Raw genomic sequence first — 25,299 nt, forward strand, 5'->3', positions numbered from 1 at the left:
TATTAACTAATCTTTAATCTTTATACTAAGCGTTACAGCCAATCAGGACATGCTGAATAATAACAGGGCAGACAATATGTGAATGGCTATTAGTACATATGTTTTCATGGCAATAGATATAGATGTTGTGTACCGGTACGACCCCTTAGTGCCTGTCAGGTTTAGTGGTTCTTAACTGAGATTTTTTAAGGTACTGATAATGACCACGTTTATCTACATAATAATAACGTGAATGTTTGTCGATATAAACCAATTCGCCGGTTGGAGCCCAGTGGCCATCATATCTTTTACCCGTAACGGCAACTGCCCCTTTAACAGAAACTTCTGATGTTTTATGACCTACATCTTTAGCGGCTACCGCTGTTGCATGACCTACGTCTTTAGCTGCATGGCCCACTTTTTTGGTAACAGGCTCATGATGTTGAGCAAAACTCTGGCTTGCCGCAAATATTCCGGCCGAAAGCAAAGCTATTTTGAATGTATTTTTCATGATTGTTTTATTTAAATAGCTTATATACAATTTCTTTGCCAATCACCATCTTTAGACATAAACACTTAATTTATAGCATGCAGCGTAATATAGTTTCTGTTAAAGAAATAGTTGATGTACTGTTTGGTAGCCGATGTAGGTTATTTAATGCAGTGCATTTTTAAATTACTGCCAAATTACCGCCACCAACAGCGCTACCTGGATTTGGTATATTTGAGGTTGCCCGGTTTTTATTTTGATAACAAATGGCATCTTATAAATTCGATAAAATAACAGCGTTTAACACGGCGGTTTAAGAAAAAGGCGGTTTACAGTCAACCAGGGCAGTTTTTGGTTAAAAAGTTACTACCGGCATAACCCACAATACCCTAAAAACACCAAAAATTACTACCGGTAAAATGGCTAATGCCCTAAAAACACCAAAAATTACTACCGGCAACAGGCGCAATGCCCTAAAAACACTTGAAATTACTACCGGTTAAATGAGTGATGCCGGTATGATATTGAATAGCTGCTAATTCAGATGTTCGGCCAGGCGCTTCATCTCCATAGCCGGCGAACGTTTCTGATACAGGATAGCATAAACTGCTTCAACAATAGGCATGCTTACATTGTATTGCTTATTAACCTCGTGCAGGCAGTTTACGGCATAGTAACCCTCGGCAATCATGTTCATCTCCAACTGGGCCGAAGTAACGGTATAGCCCTTCCCTATCATGTTACCAAAGGTGCGGTTACGGCTAAACTGTGAGTAGGCGGTAACCAGCAAATCGCCCAGGTAGGCAGATTCTTTAATATCGCGCGTTATGGGGTGCACGGCGTCAACAAAACGCATCAGCTCGCGTATGGCATTTGATATCAGCACCGCCTGAAAATTATCGCCATACCCCACCCCGTGGCAAATGCCGCCGGCAATGGCATAGATATTTTTTAGTACGGCGGCGTATTCGGTACCGTAAATATCGTCAGATACAATGGTTTTAATATAGCGCGTATTAAGCATCCCGGCAAAACAGGCAGCCAGGGCAGGGTCGCGCGATGCTATAGTTAAGTAGGATAGCTTTTCTAACGCAACCTCCTCGGCATGGCAGGGGCCGCTTATCACCGCGAAGTCATCAAACGAGATATCATATTTCTTATGCAAAAACTCGCCAATGATCTGGTTCTCATCAGGCACTATACCCTTTATAGCCGATACCACTTTCTTCCCCGCAAAGTCTTCGGTTGTTATATCCGTTAATGCTTCTTTTAAAAAAGCGGCGGGCACATTAAGCAAAATAATATCAGCTTGTTTTATTAACGTTTTTAAGTCTGTGGAGATATTAGCAGCCGGGACCTTGATTTCAACCGAGCTCAGGTAATTGGGATTGTGACCAAATTTATGCACATGCTCAACCGCCTGTGCGTTTCTCATCCACCAAAAAATTTCTTTTTCAACGCTGTTATCGGTAAGCATTTTAATATTAGCAGTAGCCCAGCTACCGCCACCAACAACCAAGATCCTGTTATTTTTATTCTGCATTAATAGTACGGCCAGTTTTAGCTGACGGCATCAAAGTTAATGAAAATGTATAGATGTGTAGATAAGTGAATACGCAATATGCGGACAAGGGCCGTGCAGATGTTTAAGGCAACAAATAAAAATGGCCAACCCGCCGGTCAGCCATTAATCAATTCAGATGCAAGCCTGCTTATTGAAAAACTAAATCTTAGTTGGAATCCTTGTTTTCAAACAGTTTTGATTTATCTACCTTTTCAACCATAGCGCCATCTTTCAGTGTTTTAGCTATAGCCGGGTAGGGTGCAGATACCACTTCGTCGCCCGGCTTAAGGCCGGTTAAAATCTGGATATACATGTCATCCTGGATGCCGGTGGTAACCTGTACCTGCTTAACTTTACCGGTGTTGCTGTAGACAAATACGTATTCTTTTATTGGCGCGCTGCTGGCAGTTTTAACAGGCGTGGTGCCGGTGGTTTTTTTGCCACCTATATCAGTTTTCTTTTCCTCGCGGGTAGTTACCGACTGTATGGGCACCGATAGTGCGTTGGTATGGTTGGTCTTAATATCAACGGTGGCTGTTAACCCCGGGCGGAAAGGCGAAGGGTTATTACTTGTCTTTTTCAACAGGTCCAGGTATGATTTTGGATCGATCCGCACTTTAACGGTAAAATTGGTAACCTGGTCGGCCGTTGTGCCTACCACGTTTGCCGAGCTGCCTATTTCTGTAACCACACCGCTAAATTTCTTGCCTAAAAAAGCATCTACCTCTATTTTTGACGAGTCGCCTACGACAATGCGGTTGATATCATTTTCATTAACGTCAACGTTAACATCCATTTGGCTAAGATCAGATATGGTCATGATCTCCGTGCCGGCAAACTGCGCGGTACCTAATACGCGTTCGCCTTTTTCAATGGATAATTTTGAGATCACTCCGTCAACCGGCGAATAAATAGTTGTTTTATACAAATTGTCCTGCGCCTCTTTAACCGTTGCTGATGATTGCGCCAGGCCATAACGCGATCCGATTACATTTTGCTTTGCCGCTTCAAGGCCGGCTTTGGCATTTTCATAGCTGGCTTTAGCATTATCAAACTCGGCAGCGGTGAGTACCTTTTTGTCAAAGAGCTCTTTGCTGCGTTTGTAAATCGCCGATTGATTGGCAAATGTTGCCTCCGCTTGCTTTAACATCTGGCTTGAATTGCCGACACTTGCTTTTTGCGAGTTATATGATGCAACCGCGCGTTCATAGCCCGATTTTAAAATGTCCGGGCGTATTTTGCAGATCAGCTGGCCTTTTTTTACCACATCGCCTTCTTTAATCGGCAACTCAACCACCTCACCGGATACCTCGGGACTTATTTTAACCTCGATGTGCGGTTTGATTTTACCACTGGCTGATACCGTTTCATTAATATCACGTACGGCAGCTTTTTCAGTGGCAACCTGCGTTTTATCTGATTTGCCGATAACGCCTGTTAACTTACCTATTATCAGCAATACAATAACTGCCCCAACGGCTATCAGAATATATTTAGTAGTCTTTCCCATGATGATTCAGGATTTTTTATTTTAAAGTGTGATGGTGTTACCTAGGTAATAATCAATTATTTTGCTTCTGAATATGACTGTATATTTTGCTGCTATCATATCGTTTTGCGATTTATTATAGTTGGTAACTGCGGTATTATAATCAAGTGAGTTTACCAGGCCTACATCATAACGTTGTTTGGTAACATTCAATGCCTCTTTATTAGCTTCAAACGTTTGTGTCGCCGATTGATATTGCTTATCGGCGGCCTGCAGATCAAGCACAGCCTGTATAATGGTTTTACTTAAATTGTTTTTTGCAATTTGTGTGTTTAGCTGTGCACTCTGCAAATTAAGCTCCGCCTTACGCACAGTGGTACGGGTGTTAAATTTATTAAAAATGGGGATTTGGATATTTAGCCCTATATTTTGATTAAAGTTATCGCGGATTTGATCAAATGCCGAATACGGACCGCTAATAGGATGGCTCACTTTATCTAAGGTTAAAACGTTTGTAGAAGTACCCGCCACACGGCCTATTACTTCATAATCAGGGTCGGTAAAACTAGTCGTTTTTGAGACAATCTTATTTGAATAATTTGACCCCAAACCTCCATACAAGCTCACCGTTGGGTAATAATATCCTTTAGCCACTTTAATAGCTTGCTGATATGTTTTTTGTTGTAACTCAGCTAAACGAATATCCGGATTTACGGTTAAAGCAGTACGAACCACCTCGTTAGCATCGTAAAGCGTTTTTATATCTGTTAATTTGCTTATATCAGGTCTTTCAATCTCGATAGGCGTATAGGGATTCATTTCCATATATTGCTTTAATATCAACATAGAAAGATCAAGTTGATTTTGAGCCGTAGTTAAACTTAAGGTAGCAGTTGACACCTGCGCCTTAGCCTGAGACAGGTCTGCCAGTGTTTGGTTTCCTACTTTAAAACTTATGTCTGATCTGTCTAAAGTTTGATTGGCCAATTCTAGTTGCTGCTTTGCGGCAACAACCAGGTCCTGATTGGTTAGTATTTGCAGATAGGTGGTTACAACACTCAATATCAAATCATTTTTAACTTTAGCTGTCTGGCCCTTATTAACATCAAGCGCCAACCTGTTTTGAATGATCTGATTACGCAATTGCCCGCCTTGAAAAAGGGTTACCTGCATTTGCGCATCGCCGCTGGCGTTAAATGATGTTGAAGTAGTATAAAGCAATTGCCCACCCACCTGGCTGCGACCAAAATTATATCCTCCTGATGAACTGGCGTTTAAACTTGGCAGTAAATTGTTCTTTGCCTGTTCCAGGTCGACACTCCCTACCACTTCATTAACCTGCGCCTGCTTAATGGTAAGGTTGTTTGCCAATGTACGGTCGACCGCCATTTGTAATGTTATTTTCTCCTGCGCCGTTGCTGCAAAACCGATCAGGGTCATACAAAACACACTTAAAATACTTACTTTTTTTATTATAAATTTCGTCATAAACTTATTCGTACAATTATTTGAGATGTTAGCTTTGAGATGTTAGCTTTGAATGTCATACCCCATATCTAAAAATCTTATAGCTGAAAAATGTATCTGGTTAGAACCCCCTGGTTGCTTAAAAAACTATATCCCCGGTTAACGTGGGATACCAACAAGGCCGACCGCTGCATTTTTCTGACGTTTGACGATGGACCTATACCCATTGTTACACCCTTTGTATTAAATATTTTAAAGCAGTACAATGCAAAGGCTACCTTTTTTTGTATTGGCGATAATATACGCAAACATCCGGATATTTTTGAAAAAGTGAAAGCCGGGGGCCATGCCGTGGGCAATCATACGTATAATCATTTAAAAGGTTGGGATACTGACGACACCGCCTACCTGGATAATTTTTTGCTGGCGGACAGGTTTATCAATACCAACCTTTTTCGCCCGCCTTACGGCCGGATAAAAAGATCGCAGGCCAAATTATTAAAAAAGGCAAAACCTAATTTGAAGCTGATTATGTGGAACGTGCTGAGCGGCGATTTTGACACCAGCCTTAAACCTGGGCGATGCCTGGATAATTTAATTAATAACACCCGTCCGGGCGATATCGTATTATTTCACGATAGCCTGAAAGCTTTTGAGCGGCTTGAGTATGCTTTACCTAAAGCACTGGAATATTGGAGTAAGCAGGGCTATGAGTTTAAGAGCCTGGATGTTGGGTGGTTTGAATAGTATCTTTCTCGGTGGGTTTACCGTCATTCTTGATTATCGTATAAACTATTGCCCCGATAACGGTAATGGCCAATACAATCAGCCCTATCCACCCCTTACGTTTGTCCTGGCGCATCAGCCAGATTAAAAACACAACCAGTGGTATTACAAAAATTGTCCAGAATATAAGAGATGGTATTGACATTGTTTTCAGTTAATCGTTAATGGTTCATAGCCAATAGCTACATCGGCATCCTCGCCAGCGGCGCTATGCTTTGTTCGGCAAACTGGCCCTTTAAATATTTGTGGTAGCCGGCTATGGCTATCATGCCGGCGTTATCGGTACAGTATTGCATCTCGGGTATAAAACAGTTCCAGCCGTTTTTATCGCCCATTTGCTGCAGGCCCAGGCGCAAACCTGTGTTTGCTGATACGCCGCCCGCTAAAGCGATGTCCTTTATACCATAAAAATCTGCCGCTTTTTTTAGCTTATTCAGCAATATGGTAACTATCCGGTTTTCAACCGAGGCACAAATATCATTTATATTTTCGGCAATAAAATCAGGGTTACCGGCCACATTATCCCTTATAAAATAAAGGATGGATGTTTTTAATCCGCTAAAACTGAAATCCAAACCGGGGATCTGCGGCTCGGGGAATTTATAAGCATTGGGGTTACCCAGGCGTGCGTGTTTATCAATTAATGGCCCTCCGGGGTATGGCAGGCCCAGTATCTTGCTGGTTTTATCCATGGCCTCGCCTGCGGCGTCATCCAGCGTCTGGCCCACAACTTCCATATCAAAATAGTCTTTCACTAAAACTACCTGCGTATGCCCGCCCGATACCGTAAGGCATAAAAACGGGAAGGACGGCTTACGCGCGGCAATAAAATGCGCCAGCACATGGGCCTGCATATGGTTAACCTCGATAATTGGAATGTTTTTTGACAGTGCAAAGGCCTTAGCGAACGACACGCCAACCAGCAAGGATCCTAAAAGTCCGGGGCCGCGTGTAAAAGCTACTGCATCAACGGCATTTTTGCTTACTTTTGCTTTTATTAATGCTTGTTGTACAGCCGGAACAATATTTTGCTGATGAACCCTCGAGGCAAGCTCGGGGACAACACCGCCATAGGCTTCATGAACAGACTGATTGGCGATGATATTGCTCAATATCACTCCGTCAACACAAATTGATGCGGAGGTATCATCACAGGAAGATTCGATGGCTAATATTACGGGCACGGTTACAAGTCAAAAAAAACAAAAGTAAAACGTCAAAACGACTAATGCTCTTGAATAAAAAATATTATATTATTAATTCAAAAAGTAAAACACTTTACGCGTTTTTGAATTTTACTTTTGAATTTAGAATTAAAGAACAAAGTTATTAAAAAAGCACTAAAAATAGCCCTAAGTATAGTTTTGTTTGTGCTGCTGGCTGCGAGCATATTGGTGCTGCTGTTTCAGTACAAACCTGTTCAAACCTGGGCGGCTAAAAAGGCAACGGCCTATCTTTCAAAAAAACTGGGTACCGAGGTTAATATAAAAAGCCTTTACATCAAGCCCTTTACATCAGTAGTACTGGAAGATTTTTATGTACTGGATAAGCAGCGGGATACGTTAGTGCGTACACCCAAATTAACCGTGGAGCTTAACGGGTTCTCAATCTTTAGCAGTATCGGCGCCCGTAAAATTGATTTTAAGCTGATCCAACTGGATAACGGGTCGGTTTATATTAAAAATCAAAAAAACGGCGAAACCAACCTGCAATTTGTGCTGGATAGCTTAAAATCCAAAGACACCACCAAAACCGCTCCGGGCAAACCCTGGACCATGACCTTTGAAAAAAACGTGGTCAACAATTTCCACTTCAGGTATAAGGATCTTAAAAAACACGAGGTGGTTAACGGGATAAATTTTGCTGATCTAGACGTATATAACCTAAGCGTTACCGTAAATAATATGGACCTTAAACATCATACCTTTATGGGTGATGTGCAACATTTAACCTTGCATGAAAAAGGTGGCTTCTATTTAAAAAACTATACTGCAGTTACCACTATTGATACTAACCATATATTAGCACAACACCTGCTGATACAAACGCCCAGATCCATCATTCGCAACCGGCTTGATATGCGGTTTAAGTCGTTTAAAGATTTCAGCGACTTTACAACCAGGATAAATATGGACGGCAATTTCAGGACGTCGCATATCTCATCAACAGATATAGCTTATTTTAGCAGCAGCCTTGAAAAAATAAATTTTGAACTGGGCATTGATGGCCGCATCCTGGGCACGGTAAATAATTTGAAGGCAAAAAGCCTGACAGTTACCGCCGGCCAGGCCACCTTTATAAAAGGAGATTTTGCCTTAAAAGGATTGCCTGACTGGAATAACACCTATCTGGATCTGAAATTTGACCAGCTAGCTTCCAACAAAAAAGATCTTGACTTTTTATACAGCCATTTTACCGGCTCGCCCAATGCTGCTGCGCCTGCAATACTTGGCAAGTTTGGTAATATAAGTTTCACCGGAAAGTTTAAAGGCCTGCAAAATGATTTTGCGGCATCGGGCACATTCAAGACACAATTAGGCAGGTTTGACCCTGATATTAAACTTAAAATAAATAAGGCCGGCACACCGGTTTATGCCGGCACAATTGATGCCTATAACTTTAATCTTGGCGTTTTGGTTGACAATGCCACCATAGGCCGTACAACATTTAAAGCCAATATTAAAGGCAGCGGCGATGCGCTTAAAAACCTGAATGAAAACGTAAGCGCCAATATCAGCTACCTCAACTTTAAAGGTTACGATTACAAAAACATAGCCGTGAACGGCACTTATGCCGCAAAAAAAATCAATGCCAAGTTAACCATCAATGATAAAAATATAAAGTTTGATGGCAACGGCAGCCTTGATCTTAACCCGGCTTTACCGGTGTATAATTTCACAGCCGGGGTTCATGATGCTAACCTGCGCACGTTAAAGTTGCTAAAAGATACCATTACCATTAGCGCACAAATACGCACCACGTTTTCAGGCAATGACTTAAAAAACCTGGAAGGCAATATCCTGCTGTCGCCCATCCGGATCATTGATCCGCGTAACAATTATTTGCTTGACTCGGTATACCTGTCGGCCAGCGGCAAGGGCGACACGAGGTTAATAGCTTTAAGATCTGACGCGCTGGATGGCAGTATTAAAGGCCGTTATGACCTGGCTACCCTGCCATCCTACTTTAAAACTATTGTTAAAAAATACATACCATCCCTTAAAACAGAGATTGTACAGCCCAAACCGCAAAACTTTGAGTTGAACGTGAAAATAAAAAATCTTGACCCCTTAACAGCTATTTTTCTGCCCGACCTTAAAATACCCGAGCAGGGTACTTTCATCGGTAAATTTAATTCGGCTGACAAAACGGCCACCATTAACGGGTACATTAAAACCATCAAATATAAAAAGATCGTTTTCCACGATTTTATTTTGGATGAGAGCACCAGCGATGAGAATCTGGGGATAAACATGTCCTTGAGGCAAATCGACCTTGCCAAAGACCTGTTTATTAAAAACATTGATATTACCAATTTTCTATCAAATGACAGTTTAAAATTTAACGTAAAACTGGCAGATAAAGACGCGACCAACCAGCTTGACCTTTATGGCCTTGTTGAATTTGGCAGGGATACTACCGCCAAACTAAAGTTACTGCCATCAGATATTGTGCTTGAGCATCAGAAATGGCGGTTACAGGAACAGGTAAGGATACGCTTGCTTGACGGCAAAACCCAGGTATCTGGCTTTGAACTTTCAAACGGGGAGCAAAGAGCCAGGATAGACGGTTTCATTTCAGACAATCCAGCGGATAAGTTAAAGCTGTCGTTTATCAAATTTAGTATGAGTACGCTAAATGAGCTTACTAAAGCATCCGGTGTTGAGTTAAACGGAACGCTGAACGGAGACATCCTGTTTAGCTCCATCATTAAGTCGCCCGGGGTTGATGCGCATTTAAATATTGATTCATTTAAGATGAACCAAACAATGGTGGGCAATATAAAGGTGGTATCCAATTTGGACAATGAACGCAGCCAGGCCAACGTCAATATAAACATACTTAACCGCGGGCTTGAAACACTTAACATCGGCGGTGCGTATTACCTCGGCAAAGGAACTGACGACAAACTTGACTTTGATGTTAAAATGACCCAAACCGAGGCTATAATTTTCGAGCCTTTTGTTAAGAACCTGGTATCAGACCTGAACGGGACCATATCCACCAATCTTAAATTAACGGGGTCCCTGTCAAAACCCCAGCTAAACGGCGATATCACTTTGGCCAATACAGGTATCACCGTAAATTATTTAAAAACGGCTTATAAAGTAAATGACAAGCTGAGTGTAACCAACAGCGTGATCAATATTAACGACATGATATTGACAGATATTCACGGCGGGCAGGGAACCGCTACCGGCAAGGTTGATCTGAACAATTTGTCAAATCCACTTATTGACATTGACCTTACTGCCCGCAACCTGATGGCATTAAATACAACATTTAAAGACAATCACCTTTACTTTGGTACCGCATTTGCCACCGGGAAATTTAGCTTTAACGGCCCGGTTGACAACATGAATATTAATATCACAGCATCTACCCAGGCCGGTACCGTATTTAATATTCCGCTTAATACCTCCTCTACCGTAAGCGATTATGACTTTATAAAATTTGTTAGCCATAAAGACACCACAACCTCCAAAGCGGATAAAATAAAGGCCTTCAACGGAGTAACACTTAACTTTAACCTGACCGTTGATGAAAAGACAATTGTAAAAATAACAACTGATTATGGGGTACTGCAGGGCAGCGGGCAAGCCAGAAACCTGGCGCTGCGGATCAACAGCCTGGGCGATTTTGATATGTTTGGCGAGTTTACCATTACATCAGGTAAGTTTGAGTTCACGGCCAAAAACTTTATCAGCAAAAACTTTACAGTTAATCAGGGGGGTACCATCCGCTGGACGGGCAACCCAACCAATGCCGAAATAAATTTAAAAGCCACCTATGAGGTACGTACAGACATTGCACCGCTTTATACTGCTGCCGGCCTGCAATCGCCTAAAGGAAACGAGCAGGTACTTGTACAGGCCGAGTTACTGCTTACGAAGTCCCTGATACAACCGGATATTAACTTTGATTTTAACTTCCCGACTGACCCTTCGGTTAAAGATGACGTGGGCACCTACCTGGCCGATAACAACAACCGAAACCAGCAGGCATTAAGTGTAATTGTTCGACGCAACTTTAATTCGGGCACGGGAAGTAATTTAACTAACCAGGTTGTTGCCACGGCGAGCAGCGCCGTTAGTGAGTTTGCTTTTAATAAAATAAACAGCCTGATAGCGCAATCAAATATTAAATATTTTGATTTTAACATCCGATCTTTTAATGACGCCAGCGCGTCCCTGAAGTTTTTAAATGACAGGCTGGTAATTAACGGAAGCCTATTTAATAACAGTACAGGTGGTGCAAACTTGTTTAACAACACCAGCCTGCTCAACTCAAACTTTAGCAACTTAACCAAAGATTTTGAAACATCATATCTTGTGCGCTCAGATGGCTCGCTTACCGCGCGTTATTCATACCGGGTGTTAAATACCACGACGCTAAATTATATTGATCAGCTAGCCCCACAATATGTAAATGGCCTGGGCCTGGTTTATCAGCGTGACTTTGATACTTTTGGTGAGTTTATAAAGTATATATTCAGCAGGCGCAGGTATAACCGAAACAGACCGGCAACGCCGCTGCCAACACCTACAACCACGCCATTATCGGGCGGTACGCCGACAACTACACCTGTTACGCCTACGCAACCTGTAAAAAAAGAGGAAGAAGAAGATTAATGATCGCGCATAATGGTATGATCCATCTTGTCGCGTTTTGTTCTTAAATATGCTTCATTATGCGGGTTTGACGCTATCTCAATAGGTACATTGTCTACCACTTCAAGTCCATAACCGATTAACCCAGCCCGTTTTTTCGGATTATTACTCATTAACCGCATTTTTGAGATCCCCAGGCTACGCAATATTTGGGCGCCAATGCCATAGTCGCGCTCATCCATATCAAAGCCCAGTTTCAGGTTAGCTTCAACGGTATCAAAGCCATTATCCTGTAAATTATAGGCTTTTAGTTTGTTAACCAATCCAATGCCACGGCCTTCCTGGTTCATGTATACAATTGCACCTTTACCCTCATTGGCTATCATCTCCATTGCTTTATGCAGCTGCGGGCCGCAATCGCAACGGCATGAGCCAAAAATATCACCGGTAACACACGAGCTATGTACACGTACCAGGATGGGTTCATCAGGCTCCCAGGTACCTTTTACCAGGGCGATATGGTTTTCGCCGGTATTTAACTGGGTATAAGCTATCATTTCAAAATCTCCCCACTCTGTAGGCAGCCGTACGGCTACTTCCTTTCTGATCATGGTTTCGGCGTCTAACCGGTAAGCGATAAGATCTTTTATTGATACAATTTTAAGGTCAAACTCTTTTGCTATTTTCAACAAATCGGGTAAGCGGGCCATATCGCCATTTTCAGTCATGATCTCACAGATCACTCCTGCTGGCTCCAGGCCTGCTAATACAGCCAGGTCAACGGTAGCCTCGGTATGCCCCGCGCGACGCAATACGCCGCCGTTTTTTGCTATCAGCGGGAAGATATGTCCCGGCCTGCCTAAATCCTCCGGTTTGGTTGCCGGGTCAATTAAAGCCATTACTGTTTTTGACCTGTCCGTTGCCGAGATACCGGTGGTACAGCCTTCCAGCAAATCAACAGAAACGGTAAAATTGGTTTCGTATGATGTTGTATTATGGCTAACCATGGGCTCTAATTCCAGTTCGGTGGCGCGTTGCTGGGTAATAGGCGCGCAAACCAATCCGCGGCCATGACGTACCATAAAATTTATTGCTTCAGGCGTAGCATAACGCGCTGATGTCAAAAAATCACCCTCATTCTCCCTGTCTTCATCATCAACAACTATGATGATTTTGCCCGCTTTTATTGCTTCTATAGCCTCTGGTATGGTGTTTAGCATCTTTAATAATTTGATAGCGTGTATGATCAATACGCAGCTTATATGAGCAAAGTTAACGCTTAATAAAATTATTCCCGTCTGCGCTTTGTAATATGTTGCTGATGGCTGGGTTAATCTACCCGGCAATTATACACGTTGCTGTTGAAGCCGATACCGATATGGTCCTGTGTGAGTACAGACAGGAGGTACCTGTAACTGCCTTTTATTGCCGGGGCTATAAACTTAAAATTGAAAGGGGCCTTGTCGGCAATAGCTAATGGCATAGGGTATCTGTAATACAGGGCGGCACCGGTTTTATTATTGATAAAAGTTAGCACCAGGTAACCCCCTTTAATTTTAAACTGTTTACGCTCAATAAAGCTTAGTTTACTATCAATAGATAACCGGACAATACCCGGTGCCCCGGCCCTGAACGGGGTGGCATCTAATACATCTACTTTTAAATTAGTAAAAGATGAAAAATCGGGCACCGTGGTCAGGTAATATGTTTTCCCGTGGGGGATTATAATTTTACGGCTTATTTTGCTAACCGGCCCGTCTGATACATAGTTAACTGTTTTATGCTGAAACTTCTGTTCAAGCTGCGGCAAATAATTGTATTGTGTTTTTTTGTACCAGATATCATTTACCGCGAAGCTTTCTTCGTGACTATAAAAGCTAAAATAGGCGGGATCGTTATAGGTATCGGCAAAAACCAACGGGTAACCTCCCGACTCTTTTTTTAATGTCGCCGCCATCAACCGTGGATTTTTATCATTAAAATTGGAGATAGGGAAAAGGTCCATCGCCAGATTTACCCGCAAAACTATTACTGCCATTAAGTTAACTATTAACAGGCCCACGATGGGTTTCCTATATATTTTAAGTTCAGCTATATATAAATAAGCCAGGCAAAGCATAGCCGGCCAGACAATTGCTGTCCAGTGTACATTAACCATGTCTTTAAATGAAGAAAATAAAAAGAACAGGAATACCCCGGCTACATTATACTTTAAACTTTTCTGGAACTGGTTTTTTGGCCGGTATAACATCCCAAAAAGCAACAAAATAACCGGCCCGGTAACTGCTGCCTGTTCACCTATATAACTTAAAACATGCTGGATGCTAAATGCATTGGCCCGCTCCAGAAACTGGAAACGAATGGTAGGGTAATCATGCTCAGCCTGCCAGTTGATGTGCGGCAGGTAAAGGCCCGTTGTAATAATAATAATCAAATAAAAGGTTTTCCTAAAAACCAGGCGTGGATTTGATAATACCGTAAACCCAATCACCAGTATGCCATGGTATTTTGAGTATAAAAGCAAGGCCGCTACCACGCCAAGGGCTACGGCGTTTAAAAGAGTATCAGCGTTTAAATATTTACGGTAGGCATACAGAAACAGGGTTGCAAAAAAGAGCATCGGTGTATCAGGAATAGCCAAAAACGAGTATAGATTTAAAAATATCGACGATACCAGCAATAGCGCCGCCAGTTTGAAATTAACCGGCCCCTCCGCCTCGTCTTCAATAATTTTATAGATAAGCCAAAACGTTAAACTACCGATAACGGAGGTTAATAGCCTTACGCCTATTTCGCCGTGCAGCAATGTGCTGCCCGCCTTTATTAAAAGCGCTATCATAGGCGGATGATCAAAATATCCCCAGCTCAAATATTGGGCATAAAGCCAATAATAAGGCTCATCATTTAATAGCGCCGAGGAAAATGACTGAACAATATTTACCAGTAAAACAATCCCGAAAAGCCACCAGACCTTATTTACAGGTTTACTATTGAATTTTGCTGTCATTAAAAAAAGAGTTCATCAATGCTCTTGAGCAGCGCTTAAACAGTATCGTCTTTATTACGCTTGAAAAGCTTGTCAAAAAACCGCTTATAGTACTCCATATCAAACAGCGCAGAATCTGTAGCAGCTTTATAAGACAGGAATATCCCGACGGGCGTTATCACGAAAATAGAGATCCACGCCCCCGCTATGCCGGACATGTTGCCCTCATGAGCCGCCTTCTCACCAATGGTTTTTATGATATAAAATAAAAGGAAGAATATAACCGAGATTACTACCGGCAAACCCAGGCCACCCTTGCGGATAATAGCCCCCATAGGCGCCCCGATTAAAAACAACGCGATACAGGATACCGAAAGTGTAAACTTAACCTGATATTGGGCGTAGGCGCTGCGCATATTTTTTACGAGCTCGTCCATACGGTCGGCTCGTACCCGCATCAGGTCATGGATTGACCTGGCCTCGCTTAGTGCATTAGTAACATAATTTGCTTTTTGCGGATTGGTGCCATAGGCCATAACCCCCGCCTTATATTTTGCATAAGTTTTTACCGCATCTGATTTTGTGGGGATATTATAATATTTAATATAGGCTGTAAGCAATGGCAGGTTAACCCGGCCACTGCTGTCAATAAAATGGCCTATCCGCTTCATCGTATCCTGAAGCAGCCGGCGGTCCATCATCTGGAAAGCGCCTTTAAAACCATTTTCATCCGTACGTTTAAACGCCAGGCCGGTTAAATCCAGTTTGTTCTGGGCCGATTTAAACCTGAACCGTGTCAAAATCTGCCGTGGATTTGGATTAAAATTATTGCCCCCCGGCCGCTCTTCATAGCGGATCCCGTCTTCCATCTCAATAACCAGGAAACGGTTATCATTTGAGCGATACATTTTACCGGTTTTAGCTTTTAAAACGTAAGCCGGATCATTATTGGTTGTTTTTTTGTAGATAGTTAAACCGTGCAGTGTTTGCCCGTCTTCATCTTTCCGGTCAACACGTATGGTAAAATCAGGGAAACTGTTGCTGAATACCCCTTCAGGCAGGAAATTGGCTGATTTTTGCTCACGGGCATCATATAGTAATGAATAATACTTGAGATTTGCTTTCGGCAGCATGTAATCTGAAAAGAAAAACGCAGCGACACTTAAAAAAATAACCACTACAAACATGGGTGCTACGGCCCGGGTTAATGATATACCGGCCGATTTGATAGCAACCAGCTCATAATTCTCGCCAAGGCTGCCGTAAGTCATGATGGAGGAAAGCAGTACCGACAGGGGCAGCGCCATGGCCACGTTGGTAGCCGACGCATAAAGCATCAGCTCAAGTATAACGTACCATTCAAACCCTTTGCCTATCAGGTCGTCAATGTATTTCCACAGAAACAGCATTAACAACACAAACATTACTATCATAAAGGTCACCAAAAATGGCCTTATAAATGATTTGATCAGTAAAAGGTGCAGCTTTTTCACAATACAAAATTAACGAAAAAAACAAACCTTTATGCGCCTAGTACGCTAATGAGGTATTGGATCTGGTTATCCCAGATCAATTTGCGTTCGCCAATGGTTTCTTCGGTAGCAAAATCAGTAATACTCAGGGCAACGTCATTGGTAAGTTCGTCCTGAATTATCTCCATTTCAAAATAGCATTGCGGCTCGTCATCATCCCATTTAAACCGTACCAGCTTGTTTTCTTTAATAGCAATTAATTTAGCTTTTTGCTGCTCACCATCCCAGGTAAAGGTATAAACCTGGTCCCGCACACTTACATCATCAGCAAACCATTGGGTAAGCCCGTTGGGCTCATTTAAGAAAGTATATAATATTCGTGGTGACGACTTTATTTCATACTCAATATTAAACTTCTTCTTTTCAGACATACGGGGTTTATAAATCAGGCTTAAGTCGCAATATTAACATTTTTTTTAAAGGAAACGAATTTCTGCTATATTTGCAAACCTTTTTTAAGGGTAGGCCGTGGGGTAGCCTGATTGCATTCTTAAAAAACAAACCATAGTCAAAACAAGTTTTGACGAATGTACCCGGCGGGGTAGCTCAGATGGTTAGAGGGTAGTATTCATAAGCTTACGTTCAGGTTAAGCCATCTTAAACCGTTAACAAAACGCGACTTTAAATCCTCCTTTCAGCCCAAAGGTTAAATCCCTGTCTAATCACTTGGCCTGCCTGAAATATATGGTTAGATTTTTTCTATTGCGTGTACTTCATATCAAACCGGCCATCAGTTATATGGACAGTTTCCCCCTTACCGTTGATTGCGTCGAAAAAAAATGTTCCGGATATAATTTGCCTTGTTTGATCGAACTTAGTGATATGCAACTGGCCACTGACTTTATCAGTTGTTTGATACTGGTTTGGTGGCTGGAGGTTGTAAAAAATTCCGTATACAGCAAACGCCTTCCCGTTTTGGTTATAATTTTCTAAACTTAATGTCTGACCTTCGGTAACAGCTAAATTAGTAGTCTGTAAAAAAACACCTTTAACATAATCAGTGTTACTATCATTTGAGGCTGAAACCAGTAGATTATATCCGCCATTATAATAAACATAATTGGCTTGAAAAGCGCTGTTTAAAAACGACTTGGTATGAGGTGTAAAGGCCGCTCCATTTATCAAGCAGCCAAAAGTATTAGCGCCGGTTTGTGTGGCAGCGGGCAGTTTCGATAAAGGGGCTACACTCTTCTTTTTACACGAGGGCGAGAGGAAAATAACCGCGCATATAAGAAGAGTAATAGGGAAGTTATTTTTCATGTGCTTAGAGGTTTAACAGCAGTTTTTAAAAGGTATTTTATCTGATAAGATAAGATTGATTTTTTTTCTATTGAGTATATTTCATATCAAACCGCCCATCCGTGATATGTGCTGTTTCACCGCTGCTGTTAAGAGCATCGAAAGAAAAGGTAGCCGATATAATTTGCCTGTTTTGATCGAACTTTGTAATATGTAGCTGGCCGCTTGAAACGGATGTTGTGGTATATTCGTTTATGTTTCCTAAGGTCGGAATATAGGCTAGTCGACCAAATGCCTCCCCGGTTATATTATATCTTGCCAGATTTAATGTTTGGCCTTCAATGATTGGTAATTTGGTGGTTCCTAAATCAACGGAAATTAAATTTTTATCGTCACTATCATTAGAGGCAGCAATAGTAAGATAATATTCTCCATTATAATAAATGTAGTTAGCTTGAACATCGCTGTTTAAAAAGAATCTTCTATGAGGTGTAAAGGCCGCTCCATTTATCAAGCAGCCAAAAGTATTAGCGCCGGTTTGTGTGGCAGCGGGCAGTTTCGATAAAGGGGATACATTCTTCTTTTTGCACGAGGGCGAGATGAAAAAAACCGCGCATATTAGAAGAGTTATAAGGAAGTTATTTTTCATGCGCTTAGAAGGTTTGGGTCATATACGATATATATGTTATTCAAACTAACATAGCTAACAGATTCTATTTTAGAGTGATCTTAATATTATTATTATATTAAATTGGAGTATATTTGGTTTTAATAATGAGACAATAGATCTGCAAAAAGTGAGTTGGTCTTTCTACGGGTATTTATTCTTCATCTCTGATAGTAAACGTCGGCCTGTGTATTTGAAATTATTTGCCTGAAAGTTTCCAATCTATCAATCATCGCAAAGAAGACCTGTCTTCAAAACAACTAACTTCCATACAGGTAAGTTAATAAGAACCTCAATGGGAACAAAAGTGAAAAAATTTAGAATATAACATGGGTTTTCTTACCTTTGTGCTCCGCTGACCGAAAAGCGCAACCTTTAATAAGTTGTAAGCTAAGAAAAGCTATCATGATAAAAATGTCAAGAGGCTTACTATCAGCAATAATACCACCCCCGGCGGGGTAGCTCAGATGGTTAGAGCGTAGGATTCATAACCCTAAGGTCGGCAGTTCGATCCTGCTCCCCGCTACTTAAGGAGACAACATATATTTGTTGGCTCCTTTTTTTATGCCTGTAAATGCCATAAATCAAAAAGTTATAAGCGATTTTTTGTAGCTCAATTTTGACAAACCGCTTTTTTATAGTTTGATTTCCTTTTATATGATCTTTTGGATTGTTATCAACAGCGGTATCGGGGAAGCGCATTGTAAGAAATACCGTTAAGCCATAGCAAGGAAAAGATTACGATATTTGCGAAAATTGCTTTTTGACTAATCAAACTTTACATGGATCAAATGACATCATTTAAACATTCGGGGTCTGAAGGAGATATTGAAATCATCAGGCAGGTTTATTCCGGTATAAACCGAAACGATATCGATTTTGTATTGAATCTAATGGATGTCGGTATCACTCGCATTGAACCGGAAGGATTTCCGGCAGCCGGCACCTACACGGGGCACACCGATTTGCGGCAGCATCTAATCAACGGAAGGAGCACCTGGGCAGAAGGAACATGTGAGCCTGTCGATTTTTTTGCTAATGGAAATAAGATTGTTGTTACCGTTCATATTAAAGTCCGGCTTAAAAATAAATCGGAATGGGCCGACGCACGAATAGCAGATGGGTTTATGATAAAAGATAGCCGGGTTTTAGAATTTCATTCATTTGCGAACAACCAGAAGGCTTTTGAATGGGCTGGGATCGCGGCTAATCATTGAATTGTTTTTCTAAAACACCATTTTACGCAAGTTCTCCAGGAAAAAATTCAAAATTTTCGGTCGCAACCTGCCTGAGACAACATAAGACCTTTGTTGCCTATAAAACTGACGAAGGTCACTTTTTTACGCGCTAGGTGTCATTCTTTATCGTGATATAACGAGGCAGTTTTGGGGAAAGATATTTACGATGCTTAAAAGCCCTGTCCTTAAAAAAACAGCCTGCTACCATTGCGGTGATGATTGCTTAACCACCGACTACCAAATCGAAGACAAAACCTTTTGCTGCCATGGCTGCAAAAGCGTATATGAAATATTATCGGCCGATAACCTTTGCAGTTATTACAGCTATAACGAGCATCCCGGTGCAACACGCGGGCGTACAGACAAGCGTTTTGATTATTTAAGCGACCCGACTATTGCTGCCGAACTGATAGATTACCAGGACAGGCACATATCTATTGTCACCTTTTATATTCCGCATATTCATTGCAGTTCATGCCTTTGGCTATTAGAAAAGCTGAACAAAATTAATCCGGCTGTTCAATATTGCCGGGTTGACTTTTTAAAGAAACAACTCAATATCCGCTATGATCATGAGCGGATGAATCTGCAGCAATTAGTTGAGCTTTTAGACAGCATTGGTTACGAGCCGGTGATAAGCCTGCATGATGTGATCAAAAAACAAAACACCGCCGATAAAGATAACCTGGTATCAAAAATTGCGGTTGCGGGCTTTTGTTTCGGCAATGTAATGCTGCTAAGCTTCCCCGAATATTTTGGGTTATCAGGACTTGAACAAACATTCAGGCATTTTTTTGGCTGGCTAAACATTTTATTTTCATTGCCGATAGTACTGTATAGCGGCACCGGGTATTTTGTTTCGGCCTGGCAAAACCTAAAGAACAAGGTGTTAAATATTGATTTCCCTTTGGCGCTTGGCATTGCTGTTTTATTTGGCCGTACTGTAATTGAGATCCTCACCCATAGCGGGGCAGGCTTTGCCGACACGCTGTGTGGTTTAGTATTCTTTTTACTGGTGGGTAAATTTGTTCAGCGTAAAACATACCACCATATATCTTTTGAGCGCGACTACAGGTCCTTCTTCCCGGTAGCGGTACATGTGATTGAAAACGGCAGAGAAAAACCGCTTCCGCTTTCCGCTTTAAATATCGGCAACCGCATGGTTATCAGAAACAATGAGATCATACCCGCCGACGCCATCCTGTTAAAAGGTGAAGCATTGATTGATTTTAGCTTTGTTACCGGCGAGGCCATTCCGGTTAACAAAACCCTTGGCGAAATTATTTATGCCGGGGGCAGGCAAACCGGCGAGGCGATAGAATTAGAAGTAGTAAAGCCGGTTTCGCAAAGTTACCTTACCCAGTTATGGAACAATGAGGCCTTTGCCCGCACCCGGGATAAACGCATGCAAACCTTTAACGAAAGAGTGAGCAAATACTTCACTATCGTGTTGCTGTCAATAGCGTTTGCTACCCTGATTTTTTGGCTGCCAACCGATGCAAAAAGAGGGCTGGCTGCCTTTACCGCCGTTTTGATAGTTGCCTGCCCCTGCGCGCTGGCCTTAAGCACACCGTTTACCATGTCGGCAGCGCTAAGCATTTTTGACCGCAACCATTTCTATCTGAAAAACACGGCCGTGGTTGAACAACTGGCCGCTATTGATACCATTGTGATGGATAAAACAGGAACAATAACCCTGGGCGCAGCGGATAACATTAAACTGGAGGCAGACCTGACGGACTACCAAAAACAACTGGTTTATACCCTTTGCAGTAATTCAAACCACCCGCTAAGCCGGATGATTTGCCAGTATATAAGCAACCCGGCCAAATTGCAAATATGGGGATACCGGGAAATTGCCGCTAACGGCTTAACAGCGATTGTTGATAACCATGGTGTAAAAATAGGTAATGCACAATTTGTGCTTGATTGCACGGAACAACCATCAACCAAAACCAAAGTACACCTGGTTATCGACGAGAAATATCTGGGTTATTTTTCTTTTTCACATCAGTACCGCGAAGGCATGAGCGATGTAACTGCGCTTGCTGATAACTATGATCTGTATTTACTGTCAGGCGACCTGGATCATGAACGCCGGGAGCTTGAGAGGTTTTTCCCGAAAGCAAACAGCATGTATTTTAACCAGTCGCCCCAAAGCAAACTTGACTTTATACAAGCCCTCCAACAAGCGGGTAATACGGTGATGATGATTGGTGACGGGTTAAACGATGCGGGGGCTTTAAAGCAAAGCGACCTGGGTATTGCGATAACCGATAATGTAAATAATTTTTCGCCCGGCAGTGATGCCATACTTGACGGGCGATCATTTGATAAACTGCCGGCTTTTTTGCGTTTTTCAAAAGACACGGTTGCTATTATACATTGTTCGTTTTTGATATCCCTTACCTATAACCTGGCCGGTTTAAGTTATGCGGTAACTGGTAATTTATCGCCATTAACTGCTGCGGTATTAATGCCGTTGAGTACGGTAACCATTATATCTTTTACCAGCCTGGCAACCCGGTTCACCGCAAAAAGAAGAAAATTAATATGACCATACTCTATTTCCTTATCGGATGCAGCGTTTTACTGGCGCTTGGGTTTCTGGGCGCTTTTTTTTGGGCACAGGGCAACGGCCAAAATGATGACCTGTTTACACCATCAATGCGCATGTTAATTGAAGACGACGAAGAAAAGCCGGATGGAACAGAGCCGCCGGATGAAAAATGACACCAATCACTTTTTTGTCTAACTATCATCACGCTGTCATCCTGTCAACAGCAATAATTTTACCGTCATAAAATCACTCTATATGCAGCCAGAAAAATTTTACTATGACAACAAGATCGTCCGCAACTTTGGTATAGCAACCGTAATTTGGGGCATTATTGGGATGACGGTAGGCTTAATTGCAGCCATACAATTATTCCATCCCGGTGCCAATATGAATAACCAGTACACCACCTTTGGCCGGATCCGCCCGTTGCATACCAACGCGGTAATTTTCGCTTTTGTGGGCAATGCCATTTTTATGGGCGTTTACTATTCATTACAGCGCTTACTTAAGGCCCGCATGTTTAGCGATGCGCTAAGTAAAATACATTTCTGGGGCTGGCAGCTCATTATCGTATCTGCGGTAATAACGTTGCCATTGGGGCTCACCACATCTCATGAATATGCCGAGTTGGAGTGGCCTATTGATATTGCTATCACTATCATATGGGTGGTGTTCGGCATTAATATGTTCGGCACCATATTTAAACGCCGCGAACGCCATTTGTATGTTGCCATTTGGTTTTACATAGCCACGTTTGTAACCATCGCGGTATTGCACATCGTTAACTCATTTGAGCTGCCGGTGTCGGCCTTTAAAAGCTATATGGTTTACGCCGGGGTACAGGATGCCCTGGTACAATGGTGGTACGGGCACAACGCAGTAGCTTTCTTTTTAACCACCCCTTATTTAGGCATGATGTACTACTTCCTGCCTAAAATGGCTAACAGGCCCGTTTACTCTTACAAACTAAGTATCCTCCATTTTTGGGCGCTGATATTTATCTATATCTGGGCCGGCCCTCACCATTTATTATATACCACGTTGCCTGGTTGGGCGCAATCATTAGGGGTTGCCTTTTCAATCATGCTGATAGCACCAAGCTGGGGCGGCATGATTAACGGCTTGCTAACGCTGCGTGGCGCCTGGGATAAAGTGCGGGATGATGTGATCCTGAAATTTATGGTCGTTGCATTAACCGCGTATGGTATGGCAACTTTCGAGGGGCCAATGCTATCCCTAAAACAGGTAAACAGTATTGCCCACTTTAGCGACTGGATCATTGCCCACGTACATGTTGGTGCACTGGGCTGGAACGGCTTTTTAACTTTCGGTATACTGTATTGGCTGATACCGCGCATCTACAAAACCGAGCTGTTCTCAAAAAAACTGGCGTCTTTCCACTTTTGGATAGGTACACTGGGTATTATTTTTTACGCGGTGCCCATGTACTGGGCCGGCTTTACCCAAAGCTTAATGCTTAAAGAGTTTACACCCGAAGGGATGTTGAAATATCCAAACTTCCTGGAGACTACTTTACAGATATTGCCAATGCACATTATGCGGTCTGTAGGTGGCGCCATGTATTTGCTGGGCGTAATTGTAATGGCTTATAACCTTACTAAAACGGCATTGCAGGGCAACCTGCTTGCGGACGAACCGGCGCAGGCTATGCCGCTTGAACCGCTGCATGCCGTTGCCAGGGAAGCATCATGGCATCGGAGGCTTGAGCGTAAACCTATCCAGTTAATGATAGCGGCACTGGTGGTGATATTAATAGGAACTTTTATAGAATTAATGCCAACCTTAACCATATCATCAAACATACCTACCATAGCAAGTGTAAAACCTTATACGTCGTTAGAATTGCAAGGCCGTGATTTGTATATCCGCGAAGGCTGCTCAAACTGCCACTCGCAAACCGTACGGCCATTTCGATCAGAAACCGAGCGATACGGCGAGTACAGCAAAGCCGGCGAGTTTGTGTATGACCACCCTTTTTTATGGGGATCAAAACGTACGGGACCAGATCTGGCCCGCGAGGGAAGCAAATACGGCAACGCCTGGCACTATAACCACTTGATGGACCCGCGGCTGATGTCGCCGGGAAGCATTATGCCTGGCTATGATTGGCTGCTGACCCAACCGCTTGATACCACAACCACAAAAGCCAAGATCAACGCCATGCGCACCTTAGGAGTTCCGTATCCGGTTGGGTATGAAAACCAGGCAAATGCCGATTTAGATAAACAGGCAAAGGCCATCGCTGCCGATCTGGCAAAGGATCATATCAAGGTTAAAAGTAATAAAGAGGTTATCGCCATTATCGCTTATCTGCAAAGATTAGGCATGGATATCAAAGCCAATAAAACCGCTAATAAATAAGATCATGTTTAAACAATTCACAGAAAACATTTCGGGACATCAGGCATACCTGCTTTTTTCGCTGGCTATATTCCTGGTATTTTTCATCGTGGTTTCGATAGTCCTTTTTCGTATCCGGAAACCACATGTAGACCATATGAGTCAGCTGCCTTTAAGTGACAACCAAATTGATTCAACTAATTCCTGATAAAATGAAATACGACAGGGTAATTATACCGATTGCATTACTGCTATTTATAAATATGCCGGCCCGGGCCGCAGACGATAATCTTATCCCTGGCGATTTAATGAATTATATAGGCTTTGGGGCCGTTGTATTTGCGCTTTTGCTAATCATTATTGTATTGCTGGTATTGTTAAAAACCACCCTGATACTAACCCGCATCATCTTAAAATCAGAAGGATATACCGAGCAGGAAATAGCAGCTGAAATAAAGCCCCAGAAAGCGGTAAAAAAAGCTAAAGGCGACGTTTGGATTAAACTCATGTCGTTGCGCCCTTTATCCGAAGAAAAAGATCTGATCATAGAGCATGCCTATGACGGCATCCAGGAACTGGATAACCCTACCCCGGCTTGGTTCATGTACCTTTTTTACGGAACCATATTTTTTGCCATAGGTTATTTACTTAACTACCATGTTTTCCATACCGGCCAATTACAGTATGAAGAGTATCAAACAGAGATTAGCCAGGCTGATATCGCCAAAAAAGCATTTTTAAGTAAAAGCGCCAACCGCGTTGATGAAACTACGGTTAAACTGGTAACTGATCCGGCCGTACTATCATCAGGTAAAGCAATCTTTAAGCAGAATTGCGCAGCCTGCCACGGCGAGAACGCGCAAGGGGTTGTGGGACCTAATTTAACCGACGACTACTGGTTACACGGTGGCAAAATAACCGACCTGTTTAAAACCATTAAATATGGTGTGCTGAATAAAGGTATGCCAACCTGGGAAAAACAGCTATCGCCAAAACAAATAGCTGATGTTGCCAACTACGTAAAATCATTACACGGTACCAATCCTGCAAATCCTAAAGAAGCGCAGGGAACCAAAGAGACAGATGATAAACTAGCTTCAAAATAACATA

General features: G+C 42.3%; 20 protein-coding genes and 1 tRNA gene. 9 read left to right on the top strand and 12 right to left on the bottom strand.

Annotation, left to right across the window (positions count from 1 at the left end; all coding sequences use genetic code 11):
- Nucleotides 1–145 precede the first annotated feature (145 nt).
- The 4 genes from LJ658_RS10280 to LJ658_RS10295 form a co-directional block, all read right to left on the bottom strand.
- On the bottom strand, nt 146–490 hold the full coding sequence (locus tag LJ658_RS10280; RefSeq protein ID WP_230546414.1) for a hypothetical protein: 345 nt from the start codon (nt 488–490) through the stop codon (nt 146–148).
- A gap of 514 nt (nt 491–1,004) precedes the next feature.
- The gene (locus LJ658_RS10285; protein ID WP_230546415.1) at nt 1,005–2,012 is read right to left on the bottom strand and encodes an NAD(P)H-dependent glycerol-3-phosphate dehydrogenase; all 1,008 of its coding nucleotides are present in this window, start codon (nt 2,010–2,012) and stop codon (nt 1,005–1,007) included.
- 187 nt (nt 2,013–2,199) lie between these two features.
- Nucleotides 2,200–3,543, bottom strand: coding sequence for an efflux RND transporter periplasmic adaptor subunit (locus LJ658_RS10290; RefSeq protein WP_230546416.1), 1,344 nt, complete (start codon nt 3,541–3,543; stop codon nt 2,200–2,202).
- A 21-nt stretch (nt 3,544–3,564) separates the two neighbouring features.
- The gene (locus LJ658_RS10295; RefSeq protein WP_230546417.1) at nt 3,565–5,010 is read right to left on the bottom strand and encodes a TolC family protein; all 1,446 of its coding nucleotides are present in this window, start codon (nt 5,008–5,010) and stop codon (nt 3,565–3,567) included.
- A gap of 90 nt (nt 5,011–5,100) precedes the next feature.
- Between LJ658_RS10295 and LJ658_RS10300 the strand changes: the two genes are divergently transcribed.
- Nucleotides 5,101–5,736: a polysaccharide deacetylase family protein gene (locus LJ658_RS10300; protein ID WP_230546418.1), complete on the top strand. Its 636-nt coding sequence runs from the start codon at nt 5,101–5,103 to the stop codon at nt 5,734–5,736.
- On the opposite strand, the gene LJ658_RS10305 is transcribed toward LJ658_RS10300, so the two are convergent.
- Both LJ658_RS10305 and tsaD read right to left on the bottom strand, forming a co-directional pair.
- Nucleotides 5,705–5,920 (bottom strand): hypothetical protein, encoded by a 216-nt coding sequence (locus LJ658_RS10305; protein ID WP_230546419.1) that lies wholly within the window; start codon nt 5,918–5,920, stop codon nt 5,705–5,707. The two genes, LJ658_RS10300 and LJ658_RS10305, sit on opposite strands and share 32 nt — an antisense overlap.
- 37 nt (nt 5,921–5,957) lie before the next feature.
- Nucleotides 5,958–6,959: a tRNA (adenosine(37)-N6)-threonylcarbamoyltransferase complex transferase subunit TsaD gene (tsaD, locus tag LJ658_RS10310; RefSeq protein ID WP_230546420.1), complete on the bottom strand. Its 1,002-nt coding sequence runs from the start codon at nt 6,957–6,959 to the stop codon at nt 5,958–5,960.
- 117 nt (nt 6,960–7,076) lie between these two features.
- Between tsaD and LJ658_RS10315 the strand changes: the two genes are divergently transcribed.
- Nucleotides 7,077–11,627 (top strand): translocation/assembly module TamB domain-containing protein, encoded by a 4,551-nt coding sequence (locus LJ658_RS10315; protein ID WP_230546421.1) that lies wholly within the window; start codon nt 7,077–7,079, stop codon nt 11,625–11,627.
- Here the strand turns inward: LJ658_RS10315 and LJ658_RS10320 are convergent.
- From LJ658_RS10320 to LJ658_RS10345, 6 genes are all read right to left on the bottom strand, one after another.
- On the bottom strand, nt 11,624–12,826 hold the full coding sequence (locus LJ658_RS10320; RefSeq protein WP_230546422.1) for a bifunctional 3,4-dihydroxy-2-butanone-4-phosphate synthase/GTP cyclohydrolase II: 1,203 nt from the start codon (nt 12,824–12,826) through the stop codon (nt 11,624–11,626). The genes LJ658_RS10315 and LJ658_RS10320 overlap by 4 nt on opposite strands.
- Nucleotides 12,827–12,936: 110 nt before the next feature.
- Nucleotides 12,937–14,613 (bottom strand): glycosyltransferase family 39 protein, encoded by a 1,677-nt coding sequence (locus LJ658_RS10325; RefSeq protein ID WP_230546423.1) that lies wholly within the window; start codon nt 14,611–14,613, stop codon nt 12,937–12,939.
- Between the two features lie 35 nt (nt 14,614–14,648).
- Entirely contained in the window at nt 14,649–16,085 is a 1,437-nt protein-coding gene (locus tag LJ658_RS10330) for an LptF/LptG family permease (RefSeq protein WP_230546424.1), read from the bottom strand.
- A 29-nt stretch (nt 16,086–16,114) separates the two neighbouring features.
- Entirely contained in the window at nt 16,115–16,495 is a 381-nt protein-coding gene (locus LJ658_RS10335; RefSeq protein WP_230546425.1) for an START-like domain-containing protein, read from the bottom strand.
- 328 nt (nt 16,496–16,823) lie between these two features.
- Complete coding sequence (locus tag LJ658_RS10340) at nt 16,824–17,384, bottom strand: hypothetical protein (protein WP_230546426.1); 561 nt, start codon at nt 17,382–17,384, stop codon at nt 16,824–16,826.
- Between the two features lie 67 nt (nt 17,385–17,451).
- Complete coding sequence (locus LJ658_RS10345) at nt 17,452–18,012, bottom strand: DUF6252 family protein (protein WP_230546427.1); 561 nt, start codon at nt 18,010–18,012, stop codon at nt 17,452–17,454.
- Between the two features lie 470 nt (nt 18,013–18,482).
- Here LJ658_RS10345 and LJ658_RS10350 point away from each other — a divergent pair.
- The 7 genes from LJ658_RS10350 to LJ658_RS10380 all read left to right on the top strand — a co-directional run bounded on the left by LJ658_RS10350 (nt 18,483) and on the right by LJ658_RS10380 (nt 25,295).
- Nucleotides 18,483–18,556 (top strand) — tRNA-Met (locus LJ658_RS10350).
- Between the two features lie 265 nt (nt 18,557–18,821).
- The gene (locus tag LJ658_RS10355; RefSeq protein ID WP_230546428.1) at nt 18,822–19,247 is read left to right on the top strand and encodes a nuclear transport factor 2 family protein; all 426 of its coding nucleotides are present in this window, start codon (nt 18,822–18,824) and stop codon (nt 19,245–19,247) included.
- A gap of 187 nt (nt 19,248–19,434) precedes the next feature.
- Entirely contained in the window at nt 19,435–21,825 is a 2,391-nt protein-coding gene (locus tag LJ658_RS10360) for a heavy metal translocating P-type ATPase metal-binding domain-containing protein (RefSeq protein WP_230546429.1), read from the top strand.
- Nucleotides 21,822–22,001 carry a cbb3-type cytochrome oxidase assembly protein CcoS gene (gene ccoS, locus LJ658_RS10365; protein WP_230546430.1) on the top strand — a complete coding sequence of 60 codons (180 nt, stop codon included), beginning with the start codon at nt 21,822–21,824 and terminating at the stop codon, nt 21,999–22,001. Before LJ658_RS10360 ends, ccoS begins: the two co-directional genes overlap by 4 nt.
- A gap of 82 nt (nt 22,002–22,083) precedes the next feature.
- Nucleotides 22,084–24,210: a cytochrome-c oxidase, cbb3-type subunit I gene (gene ccoN / locus LJ658_RS10370; RefSeq protein ID WP_230546431.1), complete on the top strand. Its 2,127-nt coding sequence runs from the start codon at nt 22,084–22,086 to the stop codon at nt 24,208–24,210.
- Nucleotides 24,211–24,214: 4 nt separating this feature from the next.
- The gene (locus tag LJ658_RS10375) at nt 24,215–24,397 is read left to right on the top strand and encodes a hypothetical protein (protein ID WP_230546432.1); all 183 of its coding nucleotides are present in this window, start codon (nt 24,215–24,217) and stop codon (nt 24,395–24,397) included.
- A 4-nt stretch (nt 24,398–24,401) separates the two neighbouring features.
- Nucleotides 24,402–25,295 carry a cbb3-type cytochrome c oxidase N-terminal domain-containing protein gene (locus LJ658_RS10380; RefSeq protein ID WP_230546433.1) on the top strand — a complete coding sequence of 298 codons (894 nt, stop codon included), beginning with the start codon at nt 24,402–24,404 and terminating at the stop codon, nt 25,293–25,295.
- Nucleotides 25,296–25,299: the final 4 nt, after the last annotated feature.

Source organism: Mucilaginibacter sp. UR6-11 (assembly GCF_020880695.1).
Classification (GTDB): Bacteria; Bacteroidota; Bacteroidia; order Sphingobacteriales; family Sphingobacteriaceae; genus Mucilaginibacter.

What these genes read in the sequence shown, in the direction of transcription:
- LJ658_RS10335 (WP_230546425.1), bottom strand. Translation starts at nt 16,495, where the DNA reads ATGTCTGAAAAGAAGAAGTTTAATATTGAGTATGAAATAAAGTCGTCA.
- LJ658_RS10380 (WP_230546433.1), top strand. Translation starts at nt 24,402, where the DNA reads ATGAAATACGACAGGGTAATTATACCGATTGCATTACTGCTATTTATA.
- LJ658_RS10300 (WP_230546418.1), top strand. Translation starts at nt 5,101, where the DNA reads ATGTATCTGGTTAGAACCCCCTGGTTGCTTAAAAAACTATATCCCCGG.
- LJ658_RS10280 (WP_230546414.1), bottom strand. Translation starts at nt 490, where the DNA reads ATGAAAAATACATTCAAAATAGCTTTGCTTTCGGCCGGAATATTTGCG.
- LJ658_RS10355 (WP_230546428.1), top strand. Translation starts at nt 18,822, where the DNA reads ATGACATCATTTAAACATTCGGGGTCTGAAGGAGATATTGAAATCATC.
- LJ658_RS10295 (WP_230546417.1), bottom strand. Translation starts at nt 5,010, where the DNA reads ATGACGAAATTTATAATAAAAAAAGTAAGTATTTTAAGTGTGTTTTGT.
- LJ658_RS10375 (WP_230546432.1), top strand. Translation starts at nt 24,215, where the DNA reads ATGTTTAAACAATTCACAGAAAACATTTCGGGACATCAGGCATACCTG.
- ccoN (WP_230546431.1), top strand. Translation starts at nt 22,084, where the DNA reads ATGCAGCCAGAAAAATTTTACTATGACAACAAGATCGTCCGCAACTTT.
- LJ658_RS10290 (WP_230546416.1), bottom strand. Translation starts at nt 3,543, where the DNA reads ATGGGAAAGACTACTAAATATATTCTGATAGCCGTTGGGGCAGTTATT.
- LJ658_RS10345 (WP_230546427.1), bottom strand. Translation starts at nt 18,012, where the DNA reads ATGAAAAATAACTTCCTTATAACTCTTCTAATATGCGCGGTTTTTTTC.
- ccoS (WP_230546430.1), top strand. Translation starts at nt 21,822, where the DNA reads ATGACCATACTCTATTTCCTTATCGGATGCAGCGTTTTACTGGCGCTT.
- LJ658_RS10285 (WP_230546415.1), bottom strand. Translation starts at nt 2,012, where the DNA reads ATGCAGAATAAAAATAACAGGATCTTGGTTGTTGGTGGCGGTAGCTGG.
- LJ658_RS10325 (WP_230546423.1), bottom strand. Translation starts at nt 14,613, where the DNA reads ATGACAGCAAAATTCAATAGTAAACCTGTAAATAAGGTCTGGTGGCTT.
- LJ658_RS10320 (WP_230546422.1), bottom strand. Translation starts at nt 12,826, where the DNA reads ATGCTAAACACCATACCAGAGGCTATAGAAGCAATAAAAGCGGGCAAA.
- LJ658_RS10340 (WP_230546426.1), bottom strand. Translation starts at nt 17,384, where the DNA reads ATGAAAAATAACTTCCCTATTACTCTTCTTATATGCGCGGTTATTTTC.
- LJ658_RS10305 (WP_230546419.1), bottom strand. Translation starts at nt 5,920, where the DNA reads ATGTCAATACCATCTCTTATATTCTGGACAATTTTTGTAATACCACTG.
- LJ658_RS10360 (WP_230546429.1), top strand. Translation starts at nt 19,435, where the DNA reads ATGCTTAAAAGCCCTGTCCTTAAAAAAACAGCCTGCTACCATTGCGGT.